Genomic DNA, 18649 nt, shown 5'->3' on the forward strand with positions numbered 1-18649 from the left:
AAACCCCACCGTCTTCTCGCGGACGATGGGGCACAGCCGACAAGCGGATTGTCTTTTACGCGGCATCGCATTCGCAAAGCGGCGCCCGCGAAGGCATGACCTCGGCGAACTGCCCGAGGATCTTCCGGTACAGCTTGCTGCCGCATCCGGCCCGCTCCCGGACCAGCCAGAGCGCCTTCTCGAACTGCTCGGCCGCTTCGTCCTGACGTCCGGCCGCGTGCAGGGCCATGCCCAGCCTGTAGACCGAATGCGCCGTGGCCGTCGATACGCCGCCGCCGGCCTCGGACATGGCCACCGAACGCCGCAACAGCGCCTCGGCCCCGACCACGTCGCCATCGCGCAACGCATCCATGCCCGCCTCGCGCAGTTCGCGCACACTGCTCGCCAAGCGGCATTTTCCGTTCACACATGCCATAAACCTATCCTCCGATACGGCCGCCGGGCAGCCGCCGATTGCTCCCGTATGCTCTCCGTCTCCTGCGCCCCGTCTCCCGCCGGGGTCGTAGCGCCAAAACGCCTACAAGACGTTCTTCGCCCACGTCCGGGCCTCGGCCTCGTCAGGGGTCCCGTCGATCTTGAGCGGCAAATCGACCACCTTGGCCCCAAGCTCCGAAGCCTTCTCCATGATGGCGTCCACGGCGCCGCAAAAATGCGTGTAGCTCGAATCGCCGCAACCAAAGACCGCCACCTTCTTGCCGGAAAGCCCGGCCGCATCCAGCCCGTCGTACAAGGGAATGAAATCCTCCTGCAGCTCGATCTCGTCATCGCCCCAGGTGGAACAACCAAAAAGCACGAGGTCATAGCCGTCGGCCAAACCTCCCGGCTTGACGCCGGCAACATCTTTCAGGACCACTTCCATGCCCTCGCCTTCCAGCGTCTTGGCCACCACCTGGGCCACCGTCTCGGTATTGCCGGTCGTGGACCCGTACACCACAAGCGCTTTTCCCATATCGTGCTCCATGCGGGCTTCGCGTTTCAGACGACAACCTTTGTCCGCGGCCGTCCCTGTGGGCTCCCTATTTAATGATAATGAATTTCATTGTCAATATAATCTGGCAAAAACTCATCCCACCGCTCCGCCCGACTTTCAGCGTCCCAGGCGATCATGCTAGACAACGCCCCGGCATTGCCGCCATTCCCCAAAATACCAAGGAGCGCCCATGCCCCGAAACGTGGAGATCAAGGCCAAGATCGACAGCGTCGACGCCATGCTGTCCCTGGCGGCAAAACTGGCGGATGCCGGGCCGACGGAACTTCTCCAGGACGATACGTTTTTTCCCTGCCCAAACGGCCGGCTCAAACTGCGCGCCTTTCCGGACGGAACCGGTGAGCTGATCTTCTACCAACGCCCGGACAGCCAGGGCCCCAAGACGTCCGAATACACCATCTCACCGACCCACGCACCCGACACCCTGCGCCAAACCCTGACCGCGGCCTACGGACAGGCCGGACGCGTGCGCAAAAAACGCACCCTCTTTCTCATCGGACGCACACGCCTGCACCTGGACGCAGTGGAAGGACTCGGCGATTTCCTGGAACTGGAAGTCGTCCTCGAACCAACGGAATCCGCCACAGCCGGCGAAGCGACCGCAAAGGCCCTGCTCGTACAACTCGGCATCAGCCAGGAACAACTCGTGGCCAAGGCCTACGTCGATCTACTGGCGGGAGGAGGGTAGACGGGAGGAGGGTGGGGCGCTGCCCCACACCCCGGCGGGGGGCTTGATGCCCCCCGCGCCCCCCTACTCGCTCTGCCGGGTGGAGGCGAGGTTGGCCAGACGCTCAGGCGGATGCCTGGGGAGGGTCCGGAATTTTTCCTGACGATGCCGCCGCTACGCGGCAGGCGCGTCAGGAAAAATTCCGGACCCCCACGCCGTCGCCCCTTCGGGGCGAACTTTTAAAGAAAACTCTTGCTTTTAAATGCGGCGTTTCGCCGCTGGCGTGGTTGCCGCCGCAATCGTGTCCGGCGTCGAGGCGCAAAGCGCCTCGTGTCGCCGGGCCGATTGCGGCGGCAAGATCAAACCGCCTCGCCGTCAACCTGCCGTCGTCCCACCCGGCAAAGCGTAAAGGGGGGACCGGGGGGCATCAAGCCCCCCGGCGAAGGGGTCCAGGGGAGGCAGAGCCTCCCCTGGCCGCCGGAGGCGCCTCATCACTACTAAACTAATGGCTGGCGTAATACGCTTCGGCGAACAGCTTGCCGGAAGCGGCGATGAGCGGCCCGAGGTCGTGTTCTTCGAGAACGTCCCAGCCGATGAAGCGCACGGAAGCCCCGTCGGGGAGCGGCGAGGACGCGGCGGGGCTTGTCGGGGGAATGAGGGCTCCGGAGGCGATGGCGGCGGTTTCCGGGCCGAGAAAAAAGTCGACCAGGGGGGCCAGGGCTTCGGCGGCTGTTTGTTTGACCATGACGAACAGCGGCGAGACGAGGCCGCCGTCGTCGGGCCAGATGATTTCCACGTCGTCCTGGCGCGGGGCGGCGTTGGCGAAGAAGTAGGGCATGACGCCGATGGGCGGCGGGTTGGCCCCGGGGCCGGGGCGGAAGATCTGGGACGGGTGGGTGTCGCAGATCATGGCCCGGCCCAGGGCGGCCAGGGCCTCGGGACCGTGCTTGAGGCGGATGTTTAGGAGCAGGGTCGAGTCGCCGGCGGTTTCCGGCGGACCGCACAGGCCGATCCTGCCGACGTAGGCGGGGTCCAGCAGGTCGTCGAAGGAGCGCGGCACCGGAAGGTCGCCGAGGCGCGAGCGCACGGCCACGATGACCAGCGGGTTGACGCCGTAGATGCGGCAGATGCCGCGCGGATCGGCCAGTTTAGCGTCGGCCAGGGCCGGGTGCATATCCTGGGGAAGGGGCGCAAACAGGTCGCCGGTGGTGAAGCGGTCGCGAAAGCTTTTGGACAAAAAGCCGTTGAGCCCGGAGGAGACGATCAGGTCCGGGACCTCGGCCGGATCGGTCAGGGAGCTGGCCAAGTCGTTCAGCGTATGCTTGCCGCAGCTGTCCATGAAGATGCGCGGCCAGGGGGCGTCCGGGCCGAGGCGTTCCTTAAGGTTTTCAAGCGCGATGCCCATGGGGGCCTTGAGCGGACAGGGCAGGCTCAAAAACATGCGCAGGCCCGGCCCGGCGGCGTTGTAACCGTCGCAGAAAAGCGGCTGCATGCCGCTTGGGGCGGTGCGGTCCTGGCCGGCCAGGGCCTCGAGAAAAAGTTTTCCGGACAGGCCGTGGAGGGCGAGCAAGGTGCGCATGCTCAGAAACGGCGCGGCGGAGGCCAGAAATTCGGCATCGGCCACAGCGGCCACGCCCTGGGCGGCCAGGACGTCGCGGCCGGCGGGATGATGGGCCAAAAAACGGGTGACGGGCAGATCGAGGGAGGTTTCCTCCAAAACGGACATACGGCGATCACTCCTTGGGAAAGCGTACGGGCCGGCCACGGCGCAGGTCCTCGCGGGCGGCGGCGAGCTTTTCGTCCATGGCGGCCAGGGCGGTCAGGGCTTCGCGCTCGGCCGGCGAGGTTTCGATCACGGCGGCCACGGCCCCGGCGGCGAAGACCAGCCGGCGCGTGGCGAGAAGCGCGAGCAGCGGATCGTGGGTGGCCACGAGCACGATCTTGCCGCTGCCGGTCAAAAGGGAAATGGCCTTGCAGCGGTCGATGCCGGCGTTTTCGATCTCGTCGACGAGCACGATGGGCGAGGCGCAAAGGCGGGCCACGTCGGCGATCATGAGCGCCCGGCTCTGGCCGCCGGAAAGCGCGGTCAGGGGCGTTTCGGCGCTGAGCGGTTCGCCGGCGAGGTCGTTGGCCAGGGCGACCACCTCGGCCACAACGGCCGGGACATCGGCGGCCAGGCGGCTTTCGGCGTGGGCGGTCAGGAACTCGCCCACGGCCAGGTCCATGACGAAATGCATGTTCTGGGACAGCTGGGCCACGAGCCGCCCGGACAAGGACAGCCGGGCCGTGGCGTCGGCCGTCGCGCCGTTTAAGAGCACCCGGCGTCGGGTGGGGGTGTCAGCGTCGGCCAGCCATTCCACGTCGGCCAGAAAGCGACTTTTGCCGGCTCCGGTGGGGCCGACCAGGGCCACGACGTCGCCCGGGGTGAGCGTCAGGTCCAGGGCTTCGGGCCGGCCGCGCTTGTCCGTGCCGCCGCGAATGGCCAGGGAGTCGACCCTGGGGCCGGAGACGTCCAGGTGCTCAAGCGCCTCGGCGAACCGGGCGAAGCGTTCGGCCAGCTCCTCGCGGGACAGCCCGACCTCGGCCAGGGCGGTTTCGGTCAGGGCGGCGAAGTAGGCTTCCGGCGTGATGGCGTCGACGGGGGGAGGCAGGCCCTGGACGCCGAAAAAATCGCGCCCGGCCGGCAGCTCGCGCCAGATGTCCCCGAAGGTGCGGCCGCTCATGACGCCGCCTCGCCGAAATCCATCTTGCGCACGTTGCCCATCTGATGGTCCGCGCCCACGCGGCGTTGGCCCAGGCAGTAGGAGCACACGGCCGCCGGCATGGTGAAGCGCAGGCTCGCGCCGTCAAGCGTCGGGGTGTCCGGGGCGGCGGCGATGACGTGGGCCAGGGCGTCGGCCCCCTGGCCGGTCAGGCCGCTGACGAAAAGGACCGTGGCCCGGGGATTGACCCGGCGCACCCGGAAGGCGAACACCTCGCGCTCGGCCTGGGACACCACGTCGCCCTTGGTTATGGCCACCACATCGGCCAGACGCAGCATGGGGCCGATCTTGGCCGGGGTGTCGATGCCGGACAGGGCATCGACCACGCACACGGCCAAAACGCTTTCGAGGTGGGGGGCGCAGCGGTTGCACAGCCCGGCGCTCTCGATGGCCAGGATGGACACGCCCTGTCGCGTGCCCCAGGCGTGGGCGTCGGCGGCGTTGCACACGTAGAAATGGTCCGGGCAGAGCGCACCGGACAGGCCCTGCACGGCCGGCACCCCTGCCTTGGCATAGGCCTCGCGGTCGCGGCTGGCCAAGCAGTCGAACTTGACCACCCCGAGGGAAAGGCTCCGGCCGGCCAGGATGGAAGCGGTCTTAAGCAATACGGACGTCTTGCCGGAGGCGGGCGGTCCGGCCACGGTGACGCATTTCATGACGGAAAGGGTTCTCCTTTGCGCGGCTTCGGGCCACGGTAGGCCACGGCCGGCGTCAGGGCAACCCGACCGGAACGAAGCCGAAATCGCGAAAGATTTCCGGTTGCGGGCGATCAGCGAAAGCGGTCGTCGGAAATATAGCCGTCGGCCTTGCGGGCCTTGGTGGCGAACCAGCCGACCTTGCCCGCCTCCCAGACGTCGAAGTGCGGCACGTAGGGTTTGATGTCGAGCACCGGCGTGCCGTCGAGGACGTCGACGTTGCGCAGGCGCACGGTCAGGCCCGAAACCTCCTCCAGCTCCAGCACGGACAGGCCGATGGGATTGGGCCGCTTGGGCGAACGGGTGGCGAAGATGCCGTGGTCGGCGTTGTCCAGAAACGGCCGCACGGTCAGGTCGTACCCGCGCACCCGGTGCAGGTGGTAGAGCAGAAAGACGTGGGAGAACCCTTCCAGGTCGGCCAACCCCTCGGCGAAGTCGGGGTGCACCTCGATATGCCCTGTCACGCCCAGGGCTCCCACGGGCTGCACGGGCATGCCCTGGATGTCGGTGAACGGGGAACGCAGAATGCCGATGGGACGGTAGGCGATGTCTTCCGGGATTATGTTCACGGTGGCTCCTCGCGGGCGGTTGCAGGATACTTATCAAGATCCGGGCCACTTCTTCCGCCCCGTGATTACGGGATATTAGACACGGATGCCCGGCGTCCCGGACAAATCCGTCGTGTAGCGATACAAACTTGTCGCGAGGAAGGCAACCGCCTTAAATGACACGAAAATGGTGAAAGGAGTGACTCTTGCGACAGCGAAAATCAGGGCCGGGCCTCGGCCGTGCGGCCGGTGAGCTGGTCCGCATGCAGGACCATGTCCCGGGCCATGCCCTTGGCGGTGAGCAGGGCCATGTCGGCCAGACGCATGAAGTCCTCGCCGTCGTCGGCTTCGCTGCCCTTGTGGCTGGACAGGCCGATGGTGACGGTCAGGCGCTGGGTCAGCCCGAGCGAGGTCCAATCGTTGGAAGCCACGGCCCGGCGCAGGCGCTCGGCCACAACCCCGGCGCGAAGCGGCGGCGTGCGGGAAAGCAGCACGCAGAACTCGTCCCCGCCGATGCGGGCCACCAAATCCCCGCCCCGAAGCTCCCTGGACACGATCCGGGCCAGGGTGCGCAGCGCCTCGTCGCCCAACGCATGGCCATAGCGGTCATTGACGGTCTTGAAATGGTCGATATCGACCAGGGCCAGACTGGTCCAACTGCCGGCATCGGCGGCCTCCCGCAATTCCTTGGCAAAGGCCGCCTCGAACCCCCGACGGTTTTGCAGGCCGGTCAGGGGATCGATGTCGGCCAACTGGCGGACCTCGTTTTCCACGCGTTCCCGGTGCAGAAGGACAAAGCCGAAGGAGCAGGCGATCAGGCTCGGCACGGAAAGCACCATGGCGATGTCCTGGGACATGCTCGGGGCAAAGGGGTCGGGGTTGGCCAGCGGGTCGAAAAACACCGCCAGGCCGCGCACCATAAACGACAGGGCGGCCAGGACATAACCCGAAGCGAGGATGGCGATCACCCGCAGCCGGAATTCGCGACGTCTGACCACGATGGTGCCGGCGATGGCCAGACTTTGGAGCATGTACAGCGTGGTCAACGACAATGACCGGACCTTGACCGCATCGAGAAGGCCGGCGGCAAGAACCATCGCCAGAAAAATCGGCAAGCCCCGTTGCCAGGGCGGACGGCGATTGCCGTAAAAGGCGTCGAAGGAAGCCTGGAAGAGCACCCAGGCCAGGGCGAACAGGCCATTGCCGAGGACAATGGCCACGTCGGGGGGAATGACATCCCGCAGAGCGAAAAACGGAGTCGAAAAGATCAACGTGAAAAGCCCGGCGATCCACAGGCGCGTCCCCCTGACCCGGCTGTCGGCAAAGGCCACGGCCAGCAAACTGGCAATGCAAAAATTGCTGACGACATAAATGGCGGAGGCCGTCTTGAAATCGAAATTCTGCATTGCCGGCCTGGATATCGCGTTTTCAGAACAGGAGCAAACATTTCTTCGATCATTTCATGTCGTAACGCAAAATATGGACCCATTGTGCAAAATATCAATCCGTGACAGGGGTGTGTAATTCTGTCTCTCCAACCGCAGTGAGCGGCCGCAACGTCCGGCACCGCGAGGCGCAACCGAGAGAAAACAATCCCTATCGCGCCAGGGCTATCCATTTTTCCACAATACCGCCGGCATATCGCCGCGACACACACCGGCCAGCGACATCCCCTGCGTTGAAAAACAACGCCCTCACCCCAATCCCCAAAAAGAAGCCGGGAGACACCCTTTCGCATGACAGGGCATCTCCCGGCTCTTCTCAAAAACTTCCACAATAATAAAATGTTACCTACCCAAACCATCCCAAGGATCACTTTTGGGAAAGGGAGAGCGCGAGAGGGGCCACAGCCCTTTTAAAAGGGTTTCCCCTCCCGCGCCTTCCCCCCAACATTCCCTAATAGCGGTAATGCTCCGGCTTGAAGGGGCCGGTGACGCTGATGCCGAGATAGTCGGCCTGGGGCTTGGTGAGGGTTTCGAGCTTGGCGCCCAGGCGGTCCAGGTGCAGCCGCGCCACTTCCTCGTCCAGGAGTTTGGGCAGCGTGTAGACGCCGGTCTTGTACTCCTTGGTCGCCAGCTCGATCTGGGCCAGGGCCTGGTTGGTGAACGAGTTGGACATGACGAAGCTCGGATGTCCGGTGGCGCAGCCGAGGTTGACGAGCCGCCCCTCGGCCAGCATGAGGATGGCGTTGCCCGAGGCCATGGTCCATTTGTCGACCAGGGGCTTGATCTGATCCTTTTTGCACGTCGGCGTGCTTTCCAGATAGGCCACGCTGATCTCGGAATCGAAGTGGCCGATGTTGCACACGATGGCCCCGTCCTTCATCTTTTCCATGTGCGCGCCGGTGATGACGTCGCAGCAGCCCGTGGCCGTCACGAAGATGTCGCCCAGGGGGCAGGCCTCTTCCATGGTGGTGACTTCATAGCCTTCCATGGCCGCCTGCAGGGCGCAGATGGGATCGATCTCGGTGATGAGCACCCGGGCGCCGAAACCGCGCATGGACTGGGCGCAGCCCTTGCCCACGTCGCCGTAGCCGGCCACGACCACGACCTTGCCCGCCACCATCACGTCGGTGGCGCGCTTGATGCCGTCGGCCAGGGATTCGCGGCAGCCGTAGAGGTTGTCGAACTTGGACTTGGTGACCGAGTCGTTGACGTTGATGGCCGGGAAAAGCAGCTCGCCGGCCTGCATCATCTGGTAGAGCCGGTGCACGCCGGTGGTGGTCTCCTCGGAGACGCCGCGGATCTTTTTGGCCAGGCGCTCGAAACGGCCGGCATCGGCGGCCACGGCGGCCCGGATGCGGTCCATGATGATGCCCATCTCCTTGTTGACGGCCGGGGCGTTTAACACCTTGTCGTCCTTGGCGCATTTGCAGCCGTGGTGGACGAACAGCGTGGCGTCGCCGCCGTCGTCGACGATGAGGTCCGGGCCGGAGCCGTCGGGCCAGGTGAGCGCCATCTCGGTGCACCACCAGTAGTCCTCCAGGGACTCGCCCTTCCAGGCGAACACGGCGGCCAGGCCGTCGGCGGCAATGGCGGCGGCGGCATGGTCCTGGGTCGAGTAGATGTTGCACGAGGCCCAGCGCAGGTCCGCGCCAAGGGCTTTCAGGCATTTGATCAGCATGGCCGTCTGGATGGTCATGTGCAGCGAGCCGGTGATGCGCATGCCGGCCAGGGGCTGCTGCGGGCCGTACTTTTCGATGACGGCCATAAGGCCGGGCATCTCGCCCTCGGAAAGCTGCATCTCCTTGCGGCCCCAATCGGCCTGGGACAGGTCGGCGACCTTGTAGGGAAGGGTCAAATCAAGCGGTTTCACGCTCATGTTCGTCTCCTTTGGCGGATGTGTTTTGGAGGGGCCGGGCGACAAGGCGCGCCACGACAAGCCCCTTGTTGGCGGGATGTTCGGAATACGCTTCCAAATCGAAGCCGGCCCGGGCAAACCAGGCGGCGAATTTCTCCCGGGAAAAGCCCAGCCAGCGGTCGCCGAAACGGCGGCGCATGGCCTCGTCCCCGTGGGGGGTGAAGTCGATGACCGCCAGCCGGCCCTTTGGCGCAAGCACGCGCCGGGCCTCGGCCAGGGCGGCGGCCGGATCGGGCAGGTGATGCAGCGTCAGGCAGATGACGGCGAAATCGGCCTCGCCGTCGGCCATGGGCAGGTGCTCGAGTTCGCCCATGCGCATCCCGACCGGCAAACCGGCCGTGCGGCGCTCGGCCAGGGAGAGCATGGAAGGGGAACTGTCGACGCCGATGACGGTCGCGGCGCGCTCGGCCAAAACGGGCAGCATCTCCCCCGGGCCGCAGCCGAGATCGGCGGCCAGGGACACGCGCCCGGGCATGACCTCGCGCACCAGCGCGGCCGGGTCCACCGGCCCCAGCACCTCGCGGCGAAGCCGGGCCCAGTCCGGGGCGATGGCGTTGAAAAAGCGCCGCGTCTCCTGGCGGCGTTCGCGCAGCACCGCGTCCACGGCGGCCAGATCGGCCTCGGGCCCGGCCACGGCCAGCCATGGGGCCAGCGCCGTCAAAAAATCCTTTTGCGGTCCGCCCCCGGCCAGGCTGTAAAAAGTCCAGGCCCCGTCCCGACGGCTCGCAAGCAGCCCGCAACCGACCAGGATGCCGAGATGGCGCGAAATGCGCGACTGGCCCATGCCGAGCGCGGCCACGATCTCGCCCACGGACAGCTCATGGCGGCCCAGGATGCGGATCAGGCGCAACCGGGTCTCGTCGGCCAGGGCCTTGAACCAGGGCAGCGGTGTTTCGACGTTTTTCAGCATATCAAGATATCCTGATATGCTCACCTACTGATTTCGTTTCACCCCGTCAAGCCGTTTGTTCCCTCCCTGTCGCCTCAAGCGCCTCAAAACCTATTGACCGACGGTCGGTCAATGAATACTGTTCCTGAAACAGACCAGTCACGGGGCATAGCATGCGTACCGTCAAAACGCCGCAAGACAGGCGCGAGGATTTTCTCGAGGCCGCGCGGGCGCTGTTCGAAGAGCGCGGTGTGGACGAAACCTCGGTTAGCGACATCATCGCCAAGGTCGGCGTCGCCAAAGGCACCTTCTATTGGCACTTCAAATCCAAGGAAGCCCTGCTCGAGGCCCTGGCGGAACGCCGGATCGGCCTTTTTCTCGAAACGATCGAGCCCATCCTGGCCGACCCGGGACGAAACGCCCTCGAGAAACTGCGCGACCTTTGGCGCGTCCACGAAAAAGAGCGCCATACCCGGACAAGCCTGCAATGCCATGTCCACAAACCCGAAAACCTGCTGCTGCATCAAAAGGTTCGCGACATCGAGGCAAAAGCCCTTGTCCCGCTGCTGGCGGAAGTGATCGGCCAGGGGAACCGCGAGGGTCTGTTCACCACGGTCGATCCCGAAACGACCGCCGCGTTTCTGATCATGGCCCAGGGCCTGCGTCTCCGCCAGGCCGAGATCACAGGCAAGCCGGAAGCGGATACCCGCGAGGACGCCGCCCAGGATATCCTGGAACGGGTCCTCGGCGCCGCGCCCGGGAGCCTGGCCTTTCTGTCACACGGCTGAAAGGGGCATGCGCCAACCAACCATGCCCGGCATCATGATCCCCAAAACACGGAGCATCCCATGAGCGAAAATACGTCGGCAAAAACGGAAAGCCCCCATATCTGCCCGGCGAGCCACGCCGGCTGGCTGGCCAGTTCCCTGCGCAGGCTGGTGCACCATCCCGAGGCGATGTTGCGCGGTCTGGTCCGGGAAGGCGATACGGCTGTGGACATCGGCTGCGGCCCGGGCTTTTTCACGCTTCCCCTGGCCAGGCTGGTCGGCCGCAACGGTCGCGTGATCGCGGTGGATCTCCAGGAAGAGATGCTGGGGATGCTGCGCCGCCGGGCCGAGCGCGCCGGGCTCGCCTCGCGCATCATCAGCCATCGCTGCGAAGCCGCGTCCATCGGCCTGACCACGCCGGCGGATTTCGCCCTGGCCTTCTACATGGTCCACGAAACGCCGGACATCGCCGCCTTCCTGGCCGAACTCCATCGTATCCTCAAACCCGGCGGCAAGCTGCTCTTGGCCGAGCCGCGCTTCCATGTCGCCAAGGCGGATTTCCAGCGCACGCTCGAGCTTGCCGCAAACGCGGGATTCCGGCTCATTGCCGCGCCCCGCATCCGGCTCAGCCTGTCGGCGCTTTTCGCGCGGGATTAACCGGCCCGGCCTCCGGACGCGGCGTTCCGGCTTCGGGCATAGTACCGGGCCGCCCGGTGGGCCACCCCGGTTTCCCGGGCGTCGAGGGGCCGCACCAGGCCCGTGGCCAGAAGCCGCTTGCGGAAATTGCGCACATCGAACGGCGCGCCGGCCACGGCCTCGTACACGGCCCGGGCCTCGGCCAGGGTGAAACGCTCCCCCAAAAGCTCCAGAGCCAGGGGCCGTTCCCACATGGCCGCGCGCACATGCTCCAATGCGGCCGTCACGATCGCCTCATGGTCGAAGGCCAATGCCGGCCGGTCCGACAGGTCCCACCAGCGGGCCTCCCCGGCGTCGGCCGTGGCCCGAAGCGTCAAATGCTCACGCCGCACAAGCCCGGCAAAGGCCACGGACACCACCCGGCCGCGCGGGTCCCTGTCCAGGGCGTCGAAACAACCGACCTCGATCAACCGCGCCGCCGCGACACCCGTTTCCTCCGCCAATTCCCGCCCCGCCGCCGCAAGCAGCGTCTCCCCCGCCTCGACAAAGCCGCCGGGCAGCGCCCAACTCCCGGCAAAAGGCGGCACGCCCCGCCTGACAGCCAAGACACGCAAGCCCTCCCCGGCAAAGCCGAACACCGCGCAGTCCACGGCCAGACTCACCCGTCCCCGATCAAAAACCACATTGCCTCCGCATTGACGCCCTCCCGTCGCCGTTGTTATTGTACTTTATACAATAAGTCAAAAAACAGCCAGGAGCCCCCATGTCCGCATCCCTTTTCAGGCGCATCCGCGACGAAACGGCCCGGGTTTGCCGCACGGCCCGCTTCGTGACCATAAACGACGAGGCGATCCCCGCCTATGCCGCCGGGCTGGACCTGGCGGCCCTGGCCGCGCCCCGGCACGATCCGAAAAGCCATTACCTCGGCCATGGCGCGGACACGGCCCTTTTTTTCCTCATCCTCGACGCCGTCAATTTCGGCTCCGGCTACTTTCCCCACCTGCGCAAGGTGCCGGGGCGCTCGGGCTACTTCACCGTGGCCACCCGGCTGACCGAGCGCTTTACCGCCAAAGGCCCCCTTCACGCGGATGCGCTTTTGGCCATGACGCCGCACGCGGCGGCAAAGCTGTTCCAACAGGATGGCGCAAACCCCGTGGCCATGGAGCTCATGGGGCTTTTCGCCCGGGCGCTTCAGGATCTGGGGCGGCTTTTGGAGCAGGAGTATGGCGGCAGCGCGCCGCGCCTTATCGAGGCGGCCTCGGGCAGCGCCCAACGCCTGTGCCGCATCCTGGCGCAAATGGAACTTTTCCGGGACGAGCAGCCGTATATGGGGCAAGCCACGGCCTTTTACAAGCGGGCCCAGCTCACGGCGGCGGATCTGGCCGTGGCCTTCGACGGCCAGGGACCGGGACGCTTTGACGACCTGGGGGAGCTGACCGTCTTCGCGGACAACCTGGTGCCCCACGTGCTGCGCCTCGACGGCATCCTGCGCTTCGAGGCCGGACTCGCGGCGCGCATCGCCGTCGGGGAGTTGCTGGAAAAGGATTCGCCGCAGGAGGTGGAAATGCGGGCGGCCACGGTCCAGGCCGTGGAGCGCATCGCGGCGGCACTGCGGGAGCGCGGCCAGGAAGCGAGCCCGTTGCAGCTCGATTTCCTGCTCTGGAACAAGGGCCAACGCCCCGCCTCCAAGGCCGTGCCCCGCCCCCGCTGCCGTACATGGTATTATTAGAGGAGGAAGAGTTGGGGGGAAACCTTTCTGAAGAAAGGTTTCCCCCCAAGCCCCCTTCCAAAGACTTTTGACGATAACGAATGAGTACTCGTTACTCATTTATATTATTAAAAATTTAGGAAGGGGAGAGCGCGAGAGGGGACAACCCTTTTTAAAGGGTTGCCCCTCTCGCATTCTCTTCCACTCTTTTCTCTCCCCTCCTCTATTCCCGCATATCTTCAATCAAGCGCATGAGTTCGCCGGCCTGGCCGGCAAGGTCGGTGACGGAGCCGGCCGCCTCGTCCATGCCCATGGCCGTTTCCTCGGCCACCTCGCCGATGGTGGACACGGCCCGGTTGATCTCGTCGTGGGCGCTGGCCTGGGCCTTGGCCGAGGCGGCGATGGCGCGCACGGCCCGGGCCGCGTCCTCGCAGCGCGAGACGATCAAGGCCAGGGTTTCGCCCGAGCGGGACACCAGTCCGTCGGCTTCGGCCACGGCCTGGGTGGCGGAGGCCGCCTTGCCGGCGCTGTCGTCCACGGCCGAGAGCACGGCATGGACCGAGGAGGAAACCTCCTTGGTGGCGGACATGGTCTTTTCGGCGAGTTTGCGCACCTCGTCGGCGACAACGGCGAAGCCGCGCCCGGCCTCTCCGGCCCGGGCTGCCTCGATGGCGGCGTTTAAGGCGAGCAGGTTGGTCTGGTCGGCGATGTCGGAAATGACGGCGATGATGCCGCCGATGGAGGCGGCCCGATTGCCCAGGGCGTCCATGCTCTGGCGCAGGGCATCGGAAATGCCGTTGACCTGGGCGATGGCCCTGGCCGTGCGCTCCACGGCCTCCCGGCCGGCCCTGGCCTCGGCCATGGCCGACTCGGCGCCCGAGGCCGCGCCCTCGGCGCCGGAGGCCACGTCATCGAGGGCCTGGTTGAGGCTTTCGAAGGCGGCGGCGGTTTCCTGCAACTGGGCGGTCTGGGACATGGCCCCGTTGGTCACGGCGGCGACCCGTCCGGAAAGCTCCTCGGCGTTGGCGGCGACATGGCGGGCGATGTCCTCGGCCTCCCCGGCCACCCGGCGCAGCACCTCGTTGCGCGAGACGATCATGGCTTCCTTGGATTTCACGTCGGACAGGTCGACCACCAGGGCGAAGGCCCCGATAAGTCCCTCGTCGAGGTCGTAGAGCGGCGCGGTGTCCATGCGCGCATGGCGCGTGGTCCCCTTGCCGTCGTCCAGCTGGAATTCCACGCCCAGCCGGCAGTTGTTGTCGTCGAGACAGGCGGTCATCTGGCCGGCGGCGGCGGCGTTGGCCCCGAAAATCATGGCCACCGGCCGGCCGAGCACGGCCTTGTAATCGGCGTCCAGGCCGAGAAGGCGCAAAAGCGGCGGGTTGACGAAGGTGACCTTGCCCGCCGTATCGACCACGAGGCAGGGGATGGTGACGGCCTTGAGGATGCTCGAGGCAAAGCCCAGCTTGTTTTTGATCTCGTCGACCATCTGGAGCAGGCCCGAGCGCAGATCTTCCAGCTCGCCCTTGCATTTCGCCGGCTTCCCGGCGGCGAAATCGCCGCGCGTCACGGCGGCCAGGTAGGTGAGGATGCCGGCCAGGGGTTTGAGGATCTCCCGGCGCAGGAAGACGGTGACGGCCAGCAGCACCAGGGCGGCCGTGACGCCGGCCACGGCCAGGGACACGTTTCGCAGGCCATGGGCGGCGGCAAAGGCCTCCGAGGCCGGGGTGCGGGCCAAAAGCGCGAAAGTGACGTCGCCGAAGCGGACCGGCGCGAACGCGGTCAGGGCTTCATGGCCCGAGGCGTCCTTGTCGGTCAGGTTGCCGGTTTGCCCGGCAAGCGCCCGGGCCACGGCGTCGCCGGAAGGCACGGCGGCATCGGTATCGGAGGCGGCGGCTTCCACCCGAAGGCCCCCGTCGCCGCCGACCAGCAGGAAATCGCGGGTCACGCCCGTGCCCTCGCCCTGGCGCATGATGCGCGTCAGTTCGGACTTGGGCACGCGCAGGATGGCGGCGGCCTCGATCATAGTGCCGGTGTGGTTTTTGACCGGCGCGGCCACAAAGGCCGTGGGCTCGCCGCCAAGGGGCGGATAGGGGGTGAAATCTGCGAACACGATGCGGCCCTGCATGGCCCCGCGCCAGGCGGCGGCCAGGCTGGTGTTTTTAAGCGGCCCTTCCTTGACGTCCTCGCCCACCTCCTTGCCCTGGGCCGCGCCGAAAAGCACCCGGCCGTCGTCGGCCACGAGCAACGCGTCGGCAAAGCCCAGCACCTTGGTGAACGGACCGAAGGCCGGCCCCACGTATTCGTGGAGGTCCTTGTAGTCAGGGGTATCCACAGGGGCCCGCCGGCCGGGCTTGGTGCCCATGAAATAATCGCGGGTCATGCCCACGGCGTTGTAGACTTCCTTGACCGAGGCCATGATGGCGGCCTCGCGCAGCCAGGTGGCGGCGGCGGCTTCCAGGGCCTCCTTGCGGCTGTCCCTGGCGGCGGCCAGACCGCCGAAGGCTTGTTCGCCAAGGATGCCGGAGGCCTGGCGCACGCTGACGACGCCGGTGACGGCAAGGGGCAGGATGCTGATGGCCAGACAGAAACAGATGAGCTTGTACTTCAGGGTCATGCTACTTCTCGGGGATTAAGCGGTGCTCGCCGGCTGGCGGCATTTGCGCTCTGGTATATCCCGCTGGCGCACAACACAGTGAAATCCATGTGTCATTTCGGCGACGCCCCTTTTCCTTTGTTACAAGAGACGCGCGAAATCCGATGCGGGCGCCAAACCAATACCGCGCAGCCGGTCATTCTTTCAAAATAACCACGGCCGGACGATACGCCATCGGCTTGCCCTGATCCTCACCGCTGTAACCGAACAGACACCTCCGCCCCGGCTTGCGTCCCCTCACCGCTCAAGCGGGCGGCGTCAGCTTGGCCTCGAGTTCGGCCCAGCGCGCGTAAAGCCCTTCCACGGTCGCCTCGGCCGCCTGGAAGACTTCCAGCCGGCGCGACAGTTCCGCCCCGTCCGAGGCCACGGCCGGATCCTCGAGCGCCGCCATGGCCGCTTGCTGGGCCGCCTCGGCCTCGGCGATGGCTTCTTCCATGCCGTCGTATTCGCGCTGTTCCTTATAGGAGAGCTTCTTGGCCGGCGCGGCCTGGGGTCGGGGCTTGGCCCTCGGCTCCCGTTTGGCCTTGGCCTCCCGGGCGCGCTCGCGCAGGTCGGCCTCGAACTCGCCCTCCCACTGGGCATAGTCGGCGTAGACTTCCGAACCGCCCGCGCCGTCGAGGCCCAAAAGCACCGTGGACACCCGGTCGAGCAAGGACCGGTCGTGGGTGATGAGCACCACCGCGCCGGGGAATTCCAACAGGCTTTCCTCGAGCATCTCCAACGTCGGGATATCGAGGTCGTTGGTGGGTTCGTCGAGCAGCAGCACGTCGGCCTGGCGCAGCATGAGCCGGGCAATGAGCACCCGGGCCTGCTCGCCGCCGGAGAGGAGTCCCACCGGCAAGTCGAGCTGTTCCGGACGCAAGGCGAAGCGCTTGGCCCAGGTCACCACGTGCACGGGGTTGCCCCGGTAGATGACGCTGTCCGCATCCGGGGTGAAGGCCTGGCGCAGGGTCCGCTCCGTATCGAGCTGTTCGCGCTTCTGGTCGAAGACCACGACCTCGAGTCCCGGGGCGCGCTTGACCGAACCCGCGTCCGGGCGCTCCTCGCCGGCCAGCACGCGCAGGAGCGTGGACTTGCCCGAGCCGTTGGGACCGGTCAGCCCCAGCCGCACTCCGGGCGAAAGCACCATGTCGAGACCCGAGAAAAGCGGCCGCCCCTCGTATGCCTTGGCCAGTCCTTCGGCCACGAGCAGGCGCTTGGTCTGGCGGCCGGTCCCGGAAAAATCGATGCCCGCCTTGGCGATCTGCCGGTTGCGGGACCGGGTCGCGGCCAGTTCGTCGAAAAGCTCCCCCGCCGCCTCGATGCGCGCCTTAGCCTTGGTGGCCCGGGCCTTGGGCCCGCGCCGCAACCATTCGATCTCGCGCCGGGCCTTGTTGGCGAGCGTCTGTTCCAACGCGCCCTGGTTCTCCAAAAAGGCTTCCCGGGTCTCGAGCAGCGCGCTGTAGGGGCCGTCCACGCTGAGGTATCCCTGGGGATAGGCGGCGGAGAGTTCGATGGTGCGTCTGGACACCTTTTCCAGAAAAAAACGGTCGTGGCTGACCACCACGAAGGCGAAGGGCGCGGCGGACAAGAACCGCTCGAGCCAGAGAATGGAGGCCAGATCCAGATGGTTGGTCGGCTCGTCGAGGAGCAAGACGTCGGGCTCGGTCACCAGGGCGCGGGCCATGGACAACCGCTTGCGCCAGCCGCCCGAAAGCGCGTCCACGGCCACATCCGGGTCCTCGAAGCCCAGCCGACCCAGGGTCACGGACACGCGGGCCAACTGTTCGGGATCGTTCTCGGGCCGGTCAAAGGCGGCCGACGCCGCCCGGGTCACGACTTTTTGCGCGGTCAGGCCGTCGGCGAAGCTGTCCTGCTGGGCGACATAGGCCAGGCGCACGCCCTGGCGCAGGGTCCGCTCACCCGCGTCCGGCGGTTCCAGGCCAGCCATGATTTTCAAAAGCGTGGACTTGCCCGAGCCGTTGGGGCCGATCAGCCCGATGCGTTCCTTCTCGGAAACGGCCAGGGAGATATCGGAAAACAGGCGACGGACGCCAAAGGCCTTGGCGATATTTCGCAGCGTGACGCATGTGCTCATGGCCGCTTGCAGTAGTGCATGGGCCGCCCCGGCGTCAAACCATCGCTTCCCTTGACGCAACTCTCCGACGCAAAAGCCAGCGAAAGGTGACGTTTGTTTATTTACGAGAGAATAAAATAGTTGTAATCTCTTTTTCACCTATTGCATTGGACGATGGCGTCGCCCTCATATTCGGGCGCGCCGCCCCGCCTTGCGGGGAACGCGTCCACGGAAAAGGCCGGTCCGCATGCCGTGTTCCCGGCGACCGCGCGGTCCTTGTCGGTAACCACTAGGCCCCGACAACACCGCGCTCCGCGACGGTTACGATGTGCCGGACAACGAAACCGCACTGAAAAAGGCAAACCCTTCGAAAGAAGGGGACGCAAAGCCACGGGCCTACGTCCCGCAAGGGATACGGTAGCCGGGCCGCCAATGCGCCGCATCCTCCGATACAGCGCCTTGGCCAGCGTGAAAGGAGGTACGGGTATGCCACGCGACGCCTGATCCATTCCACCCCCATTCCCTATTTCGTCATGGATCGTCCCCGCTCGGGAGAGGGGCGCGGACTTTCCGCCTTTGCCGCTTACGGCCTGGCGCGCCTTTCACCTCGGCGGGAGAAAAGGCGAACCGGCCCTCAGGAGTGTTGCTCGAGATGAAGGAGAAGTACGGTCATGAGCAATGTATCGGGGATCGGACTTTGCGGCAGCGACGCCACGGCGTCCGTCCTATCCAACAAGGAGATGCAATACTTTAAGCGTGTTTTCGCCGCGAATGCGGAGAACGCGCAGCAACCCGCCCAGCCGGCGCCGGTGCAAAACGCCAAGCCCGGGGTGGGCACACGCCTTGACGTGAAGGTCTGATCGGGTCCGCGTCGGCGTATGGGACGGGTCCGCGTCTGCAAGATGACGCGGACCCGT

Annotated in this window: 17 protein-coding genes and 1 riboswitch; of the genes, 5 read left to right on the forward strand and 12 right to left on the reverse strand. The window is 66.1% G+C overall.

The features are described from left to right. Positions 1-55 precede the first annotated feature (55 nt). The gene (locus DESFRDRAFT_RS17695) at positions 56-415 is read right to left on the reverse strand and encodes a tetratricopeptide repeat protein (RefSeq protein ID WP_005996235.1); all 360 of its coding nucleotides are present in this window, start codon (positions 413-415) and stop codon (positions 56-58) included. Positions 416-517: 102 nt separating this feature from the next. Continuing rightward, positions 518-949, reverse strand: coding sequence for a flavodoxin (locus DESFRDRAFT_RS17700; protein WP_005996236.1), 432 nt, complete (start codon positions 947-949; stop codon positions 518-520). A gap of 211 nt (positions 950-1160) precedes the next feature. On the opposite strand from DESFRDRAFT_RS17700, the gene DESFRDRAFT_RS17705 reads away from it, so the two are divergent. After that, positions 1161-1676, forward strand: coding sequence for a class IV adenylate cyclase (locus DESFRDRAFT_RS17705; protein WP_005996238.1), 516 nt, complete (start codon positions 1161-1163; stop codon positions 1674-1676). A gap of 481 nt (positions 1677-2157) precedes the next feature. On the opposite strand, the gene DESFRDRAFT_RS17710 is transcribed toward DESFRDRAFT_RS17705, so the two are convergent. From DESFRDRAFT_RS17710 to DESFRDRAFT_RS17740, 7 genes are all read right to left on the reverse strand, one after another. Further along, positions 2158-3381, reverse strand: a complete 1224-nt coding sequence (locus DESFRDRAFT_RS17710) for an ABC transporter substrate-binding protein (protein ID WP_005996240.1) — start codon at positions 3379-3381, stop codon at positions 2158-2160. 7 nt (positions 3382-3388) lie between these two features. Continuing rightward, on the reverse strand, positions 3389-4378 hold the full coding sequence (locus DESFRDRAFT_RS17715; protein WP_005996241.1) for an ATP-binding cassette domain-containing protein: 990 nt from the start codon (positions 4376-4378) through the stop codon (positions 3389-3391). Continuing rightward, positions 4375-5073, reverse strand: a complete 699-nt coding sequence (locus DESFRDRAFT_RS17720; protein ID WP_005996244.1) for a GTP-binding protein — start codon at positions 5071-5073, stop codon at positions 4375-4377. The genes DESFRDRAFT_RS17715 and DESFRDRAFT_RS17720 overlap by 4 nt, the downstream gene beginning before the upstream one ends. 113 nt (positions 5074-5186) lie before the next feature. Then, a complete protein-coding gene (gene tsaA, locus DESFRDRAFT_RS17725) occupies positions 5187-5681 on the reverse strand; it encodes a tRNA (N6-threonylcarbamoyladenosine(37)-N6)-methyltransferase TrmO (protein WP_005996246.1) in 495 nt (164 codons plus the stop codon). Positions 5682-5881: 200 nt separating this feature from the next. After that, the gene (locus DESFRDRAFT_RS17730; RefSeq protein ID WP_005996248.1) at positions 5882-7066 is read right to left on the reverse strand and encodes a GGDEF domain-containing protein; all 1185 of its coding nucleotides are present in this window, start codon (positions 7064-7066) and stop codon (positions 5882-5884) included. 490 nt (positions 7067-7556) lie between these two features. Further along, positions 7557-8981 (reverse strand): adenosylhomocysteinase, encoded by a 1425-nt coding sequence (gene ahcY, locus DESFRDRAFT_RS17735; protein WP_005996251.1) that lies wholly within the window; start codon positions 8979-8981, stop codon positions 7557-7559. Beyond that, positions 8962-9930 carry an ArsR/SmtB family transcription factor gene (locus DESFRDRAFT_RS17740; RefSeq protein ID WP_005996253.1) on the reverse strand — a complete coding sequence of 323 codons (969 nt, stop codon included), beginning with the start codon at positions 9928-9930 and terminating at the stop codon, positions 8962-8964. The genes ahcY and DESFRDRAFT_RS17740 overlap by 20 nt, the downstream gene beginning before the upstream one ends. Positions 9931-10082: 152 nt before the next feature. Here DESFRDRAFT_RS17740 and DESFRDRAFT_RS17745 point away from each other — a divergent pair, with 152 nt between their 5' ends. Continuing rightward, on the forward strand, positions 10083-10697 hold the full coding sequence (locus tag DESFRDRAFT_RS17745) for a TetR/AcrR family transcriptional regulator (protein ID WP_005996254.1): 615 nt from the start codon (positions 10083-10085) through the stop codon (positions 10695-10697). A gap of 60 nt (positions 10698-10757) precedes the next feature. Then, a complete protein-coding gene (locus DESFRDRAFT_RS17750; protein WP_005996255.1) occupies positions 10758-11333 on the forward strand; it encodes a class I SAM-dependent methyltransferase in 576 nt (191 codons plus the stop codon). Here DESFRDRAFT_RS17750 and DESFRDRAFT_RS23165 read toward each other — a convergent pair. After that, on the reverse strand, positions 11330-11995 hold the full coding sequence (locus DESFRDRAFT_RS23165) for an NUDIX hydrolase (RefSeq protein ID WP_005996256.1): 666 nt from the start codon (positions 11993-11995) through the stop codon (positions 11330-11332). The two genes, DESFRDRAFT_RS17750 and DESFRDRAFT_RS23165, sit on opposite strands and share 4 nt — an antisense overlap. Before the next feature lie 80 nt (positions 11996-12075). Between DESFRDRAFT_RS23165 and DESFRDRAFT_RS17760 the strand changes: the two genes are divergently transcribed. Further along, a complete protein-coding gene (locus DESFRDRAFT_RS17760; RefSeq protein ID WP_005996257.1) occupies positions 12076-13041 on the forward strand; it encodes a queuosine salvage family protein in 966 nt (321 codons plus the stop codon). 202 nt (positions 13042-13243) lie between these two features. On the opposite strand, the gene DESFRDRAFT_RS17765 is transcribed toward DESFRDRAFT_RS17760, so the two are convergent. Further along, on the reverse strand, positions 13244-15637 hold the full coding sequence (locus DESFRDRAFT_RS17765; RefSeq protein WP_005996258.1) for a methyl-accepting chemotaxis protein: 2394 nt from the start codon (positions 15635-15637) through the stop codon (positions 13244-13246). A 283-nt stretch (positions 15638-15920) separates the two neighbouring features. Continuing rightward, positions 15921-17753 carry an ABC-F family ATP-binding cassette domain-containing protein gene (locus DESFRDRAFT_RS17770; RefSeq protein WP_005996260.1) on the reverse strand — a complete coding sequence of 611 codons (1833 nt, stop codon included), beginning with the start codon at positions 17751-17753 and terminating at the stop codon, positions 15921-15923. Positions 17754-18079: 326 nt separating this feature from the next. Beyond that, a riboswitch (cyclic di-GMP riboswitch) is annotated at positions 18080-18166 on the forward strand. A gap of 237 nt (positions 18167-18403) precedes the next feature. Here DESFRDRAFT_RS17770 and DESFRDRAFT_RS17775 point away from each other — a divergent pair. After that, a complete protein-coding gene (locus DESFRDRAFT_RS17775) occupies positions 18404-18592 on the forward strand; it encodes a hypothetical protein (RefSeq protein WP_005996262.1) in 189 nt (62 codons plus the stop codon). Positions 18593-18649 lie beyond the last annotated feature (57 nt).

It is taken from the genome of Solidesulfovibrio fructosivorans JJ] (genome assembly GCF_000179555.1).
Taxonomy (GTDB): Bacteria; Desulfobacterota; Desulfovibrionia; order Desulfovibrionales; family Desulfovibrionaceae; genus Solidesulfovibrio; species Solidesulfovibrio fructosivorans.

What these genes read in the sequence shown, in the direction of transcription:
- DESFRDRAFT_RS17695 (WP_005996235.1), bottom strand. Translation starts at nt 415, where the DNA reads ATGGCATGTGTGAACGGAAAATGCCGCTTGGCGAGCAGTGTGCGCGAA.
- DESFRDRAFT_RS17700 (WP_005996236.1), bottom strand. Translation starts at nt 949, where the DNA reads ATGGGAAAAGCGCTTGTGGTGTACGGGTCCACGACCGGCAATACCGAG.
- DESFRDRAFT_RS17705 (WP_005996238.1), top strand. Translation starts at nt 1,161, where the DNA reads ATGCCCCGAAACGTGGAGATCAAGGCCAAGATCGACAGCGTCGACGCC.
- DESFRDRAFT_RS17710 (WP_005996240.1), bottom strand. Translation starts at nt 3,381, where the DNA reads ATGTCCGTTTTGGAGGAAACCTCCCTCGATCTGCCCGTCACCCGTTTT.
- DESFRDRAFT_RS17715 (WP_005996241.1), bottom strand. Translation starts at nt 4,378, where the DNA reads ATGAGCGGCCGCACCTTCGGGGACATCTGGCGCGAGCTGCCGGCCGGG.
- DESFRDRAFT_RS17720 (WP_005996244.1), bottom strand. Translation starts at nt 5,073, where the DNA reads ATGAAATGCGTCACCGTGGCCGGACCGCCCGCCTCCGGCAAGACGTCC.
- DESFRDRAFT_RS17730 (WP_005996248.1), bottom strand. Translation starts at nt 7,066, where the DNA reads ATGCAGAATTTCGATTTCAAGACGGCCTCCGCCATTTATGTCGTCAGC.
- ahcY (WP_005996251.1), bottom strand. Translation starts at nt 8,981, where the DNA reads ATGAGCGTGAAACCGCTTGATTTGACCCTTCCCTACAAGGTCGCCGAC.
- DESFRDRAFT_RS17740 (WP_005996253.1), bottom strand. Translation starts at nt 9,930, where the DNA reads ATGCTGAAAAACGTCGAAACACCGCTGCCCTGGTTCAAGGCCCTGGCC.
- DESFRDRAFT_RS17745 (WP_005996254.1), top strand. Translation starts at nt 10,083, where the DNA reads ATGCGTACCGTCAAAACGCCGCAAGACAGGCGCGAGGATTTTCTCGAG.
- DESFRDRAFT_RS17750 (WP_005996255.1), top strand. Translation starts at nt 10,758, where the DNA reads ATGAGCGAAAATACGTCGGCAAAAACGGAAAGCCCCCATATCTGCCCG.
- DESFRDRAFT_RS17760 (WP_005996257.1), top strand. Translation starts at nt 12,076, where the DNA reads ATGTCCGCATCCCTTTTCAGGCGCATCCGCGACGAAACGGCCCGGGTT.
- DESFRDRAFT_RS17765 (WP_005996258.1), bottom strand. Translation starts at nt 15,637, where the DNA reads ATGACCCTGAAGTACAAGCTCATCTGTTTCTGTCTGGCCATCAGCATC.
- DESFRDRAFT_RS17770 (WP_005996260.1), bottom strand. Translation starts at nt 17,753, where the DNA reads ATGAGCACATGCGTCACGCTGCGAAATATCGCCAAGGCCTTTGGCGTC.
- DESFRDRAFT_RS17775 (WP_005996262.1), top strand. Translation starts at nt 18,404, where the DNA reads ATGAGCAATGTATCGGGGATCGGACTTTGCGGCAGCGACGCCACGGCG.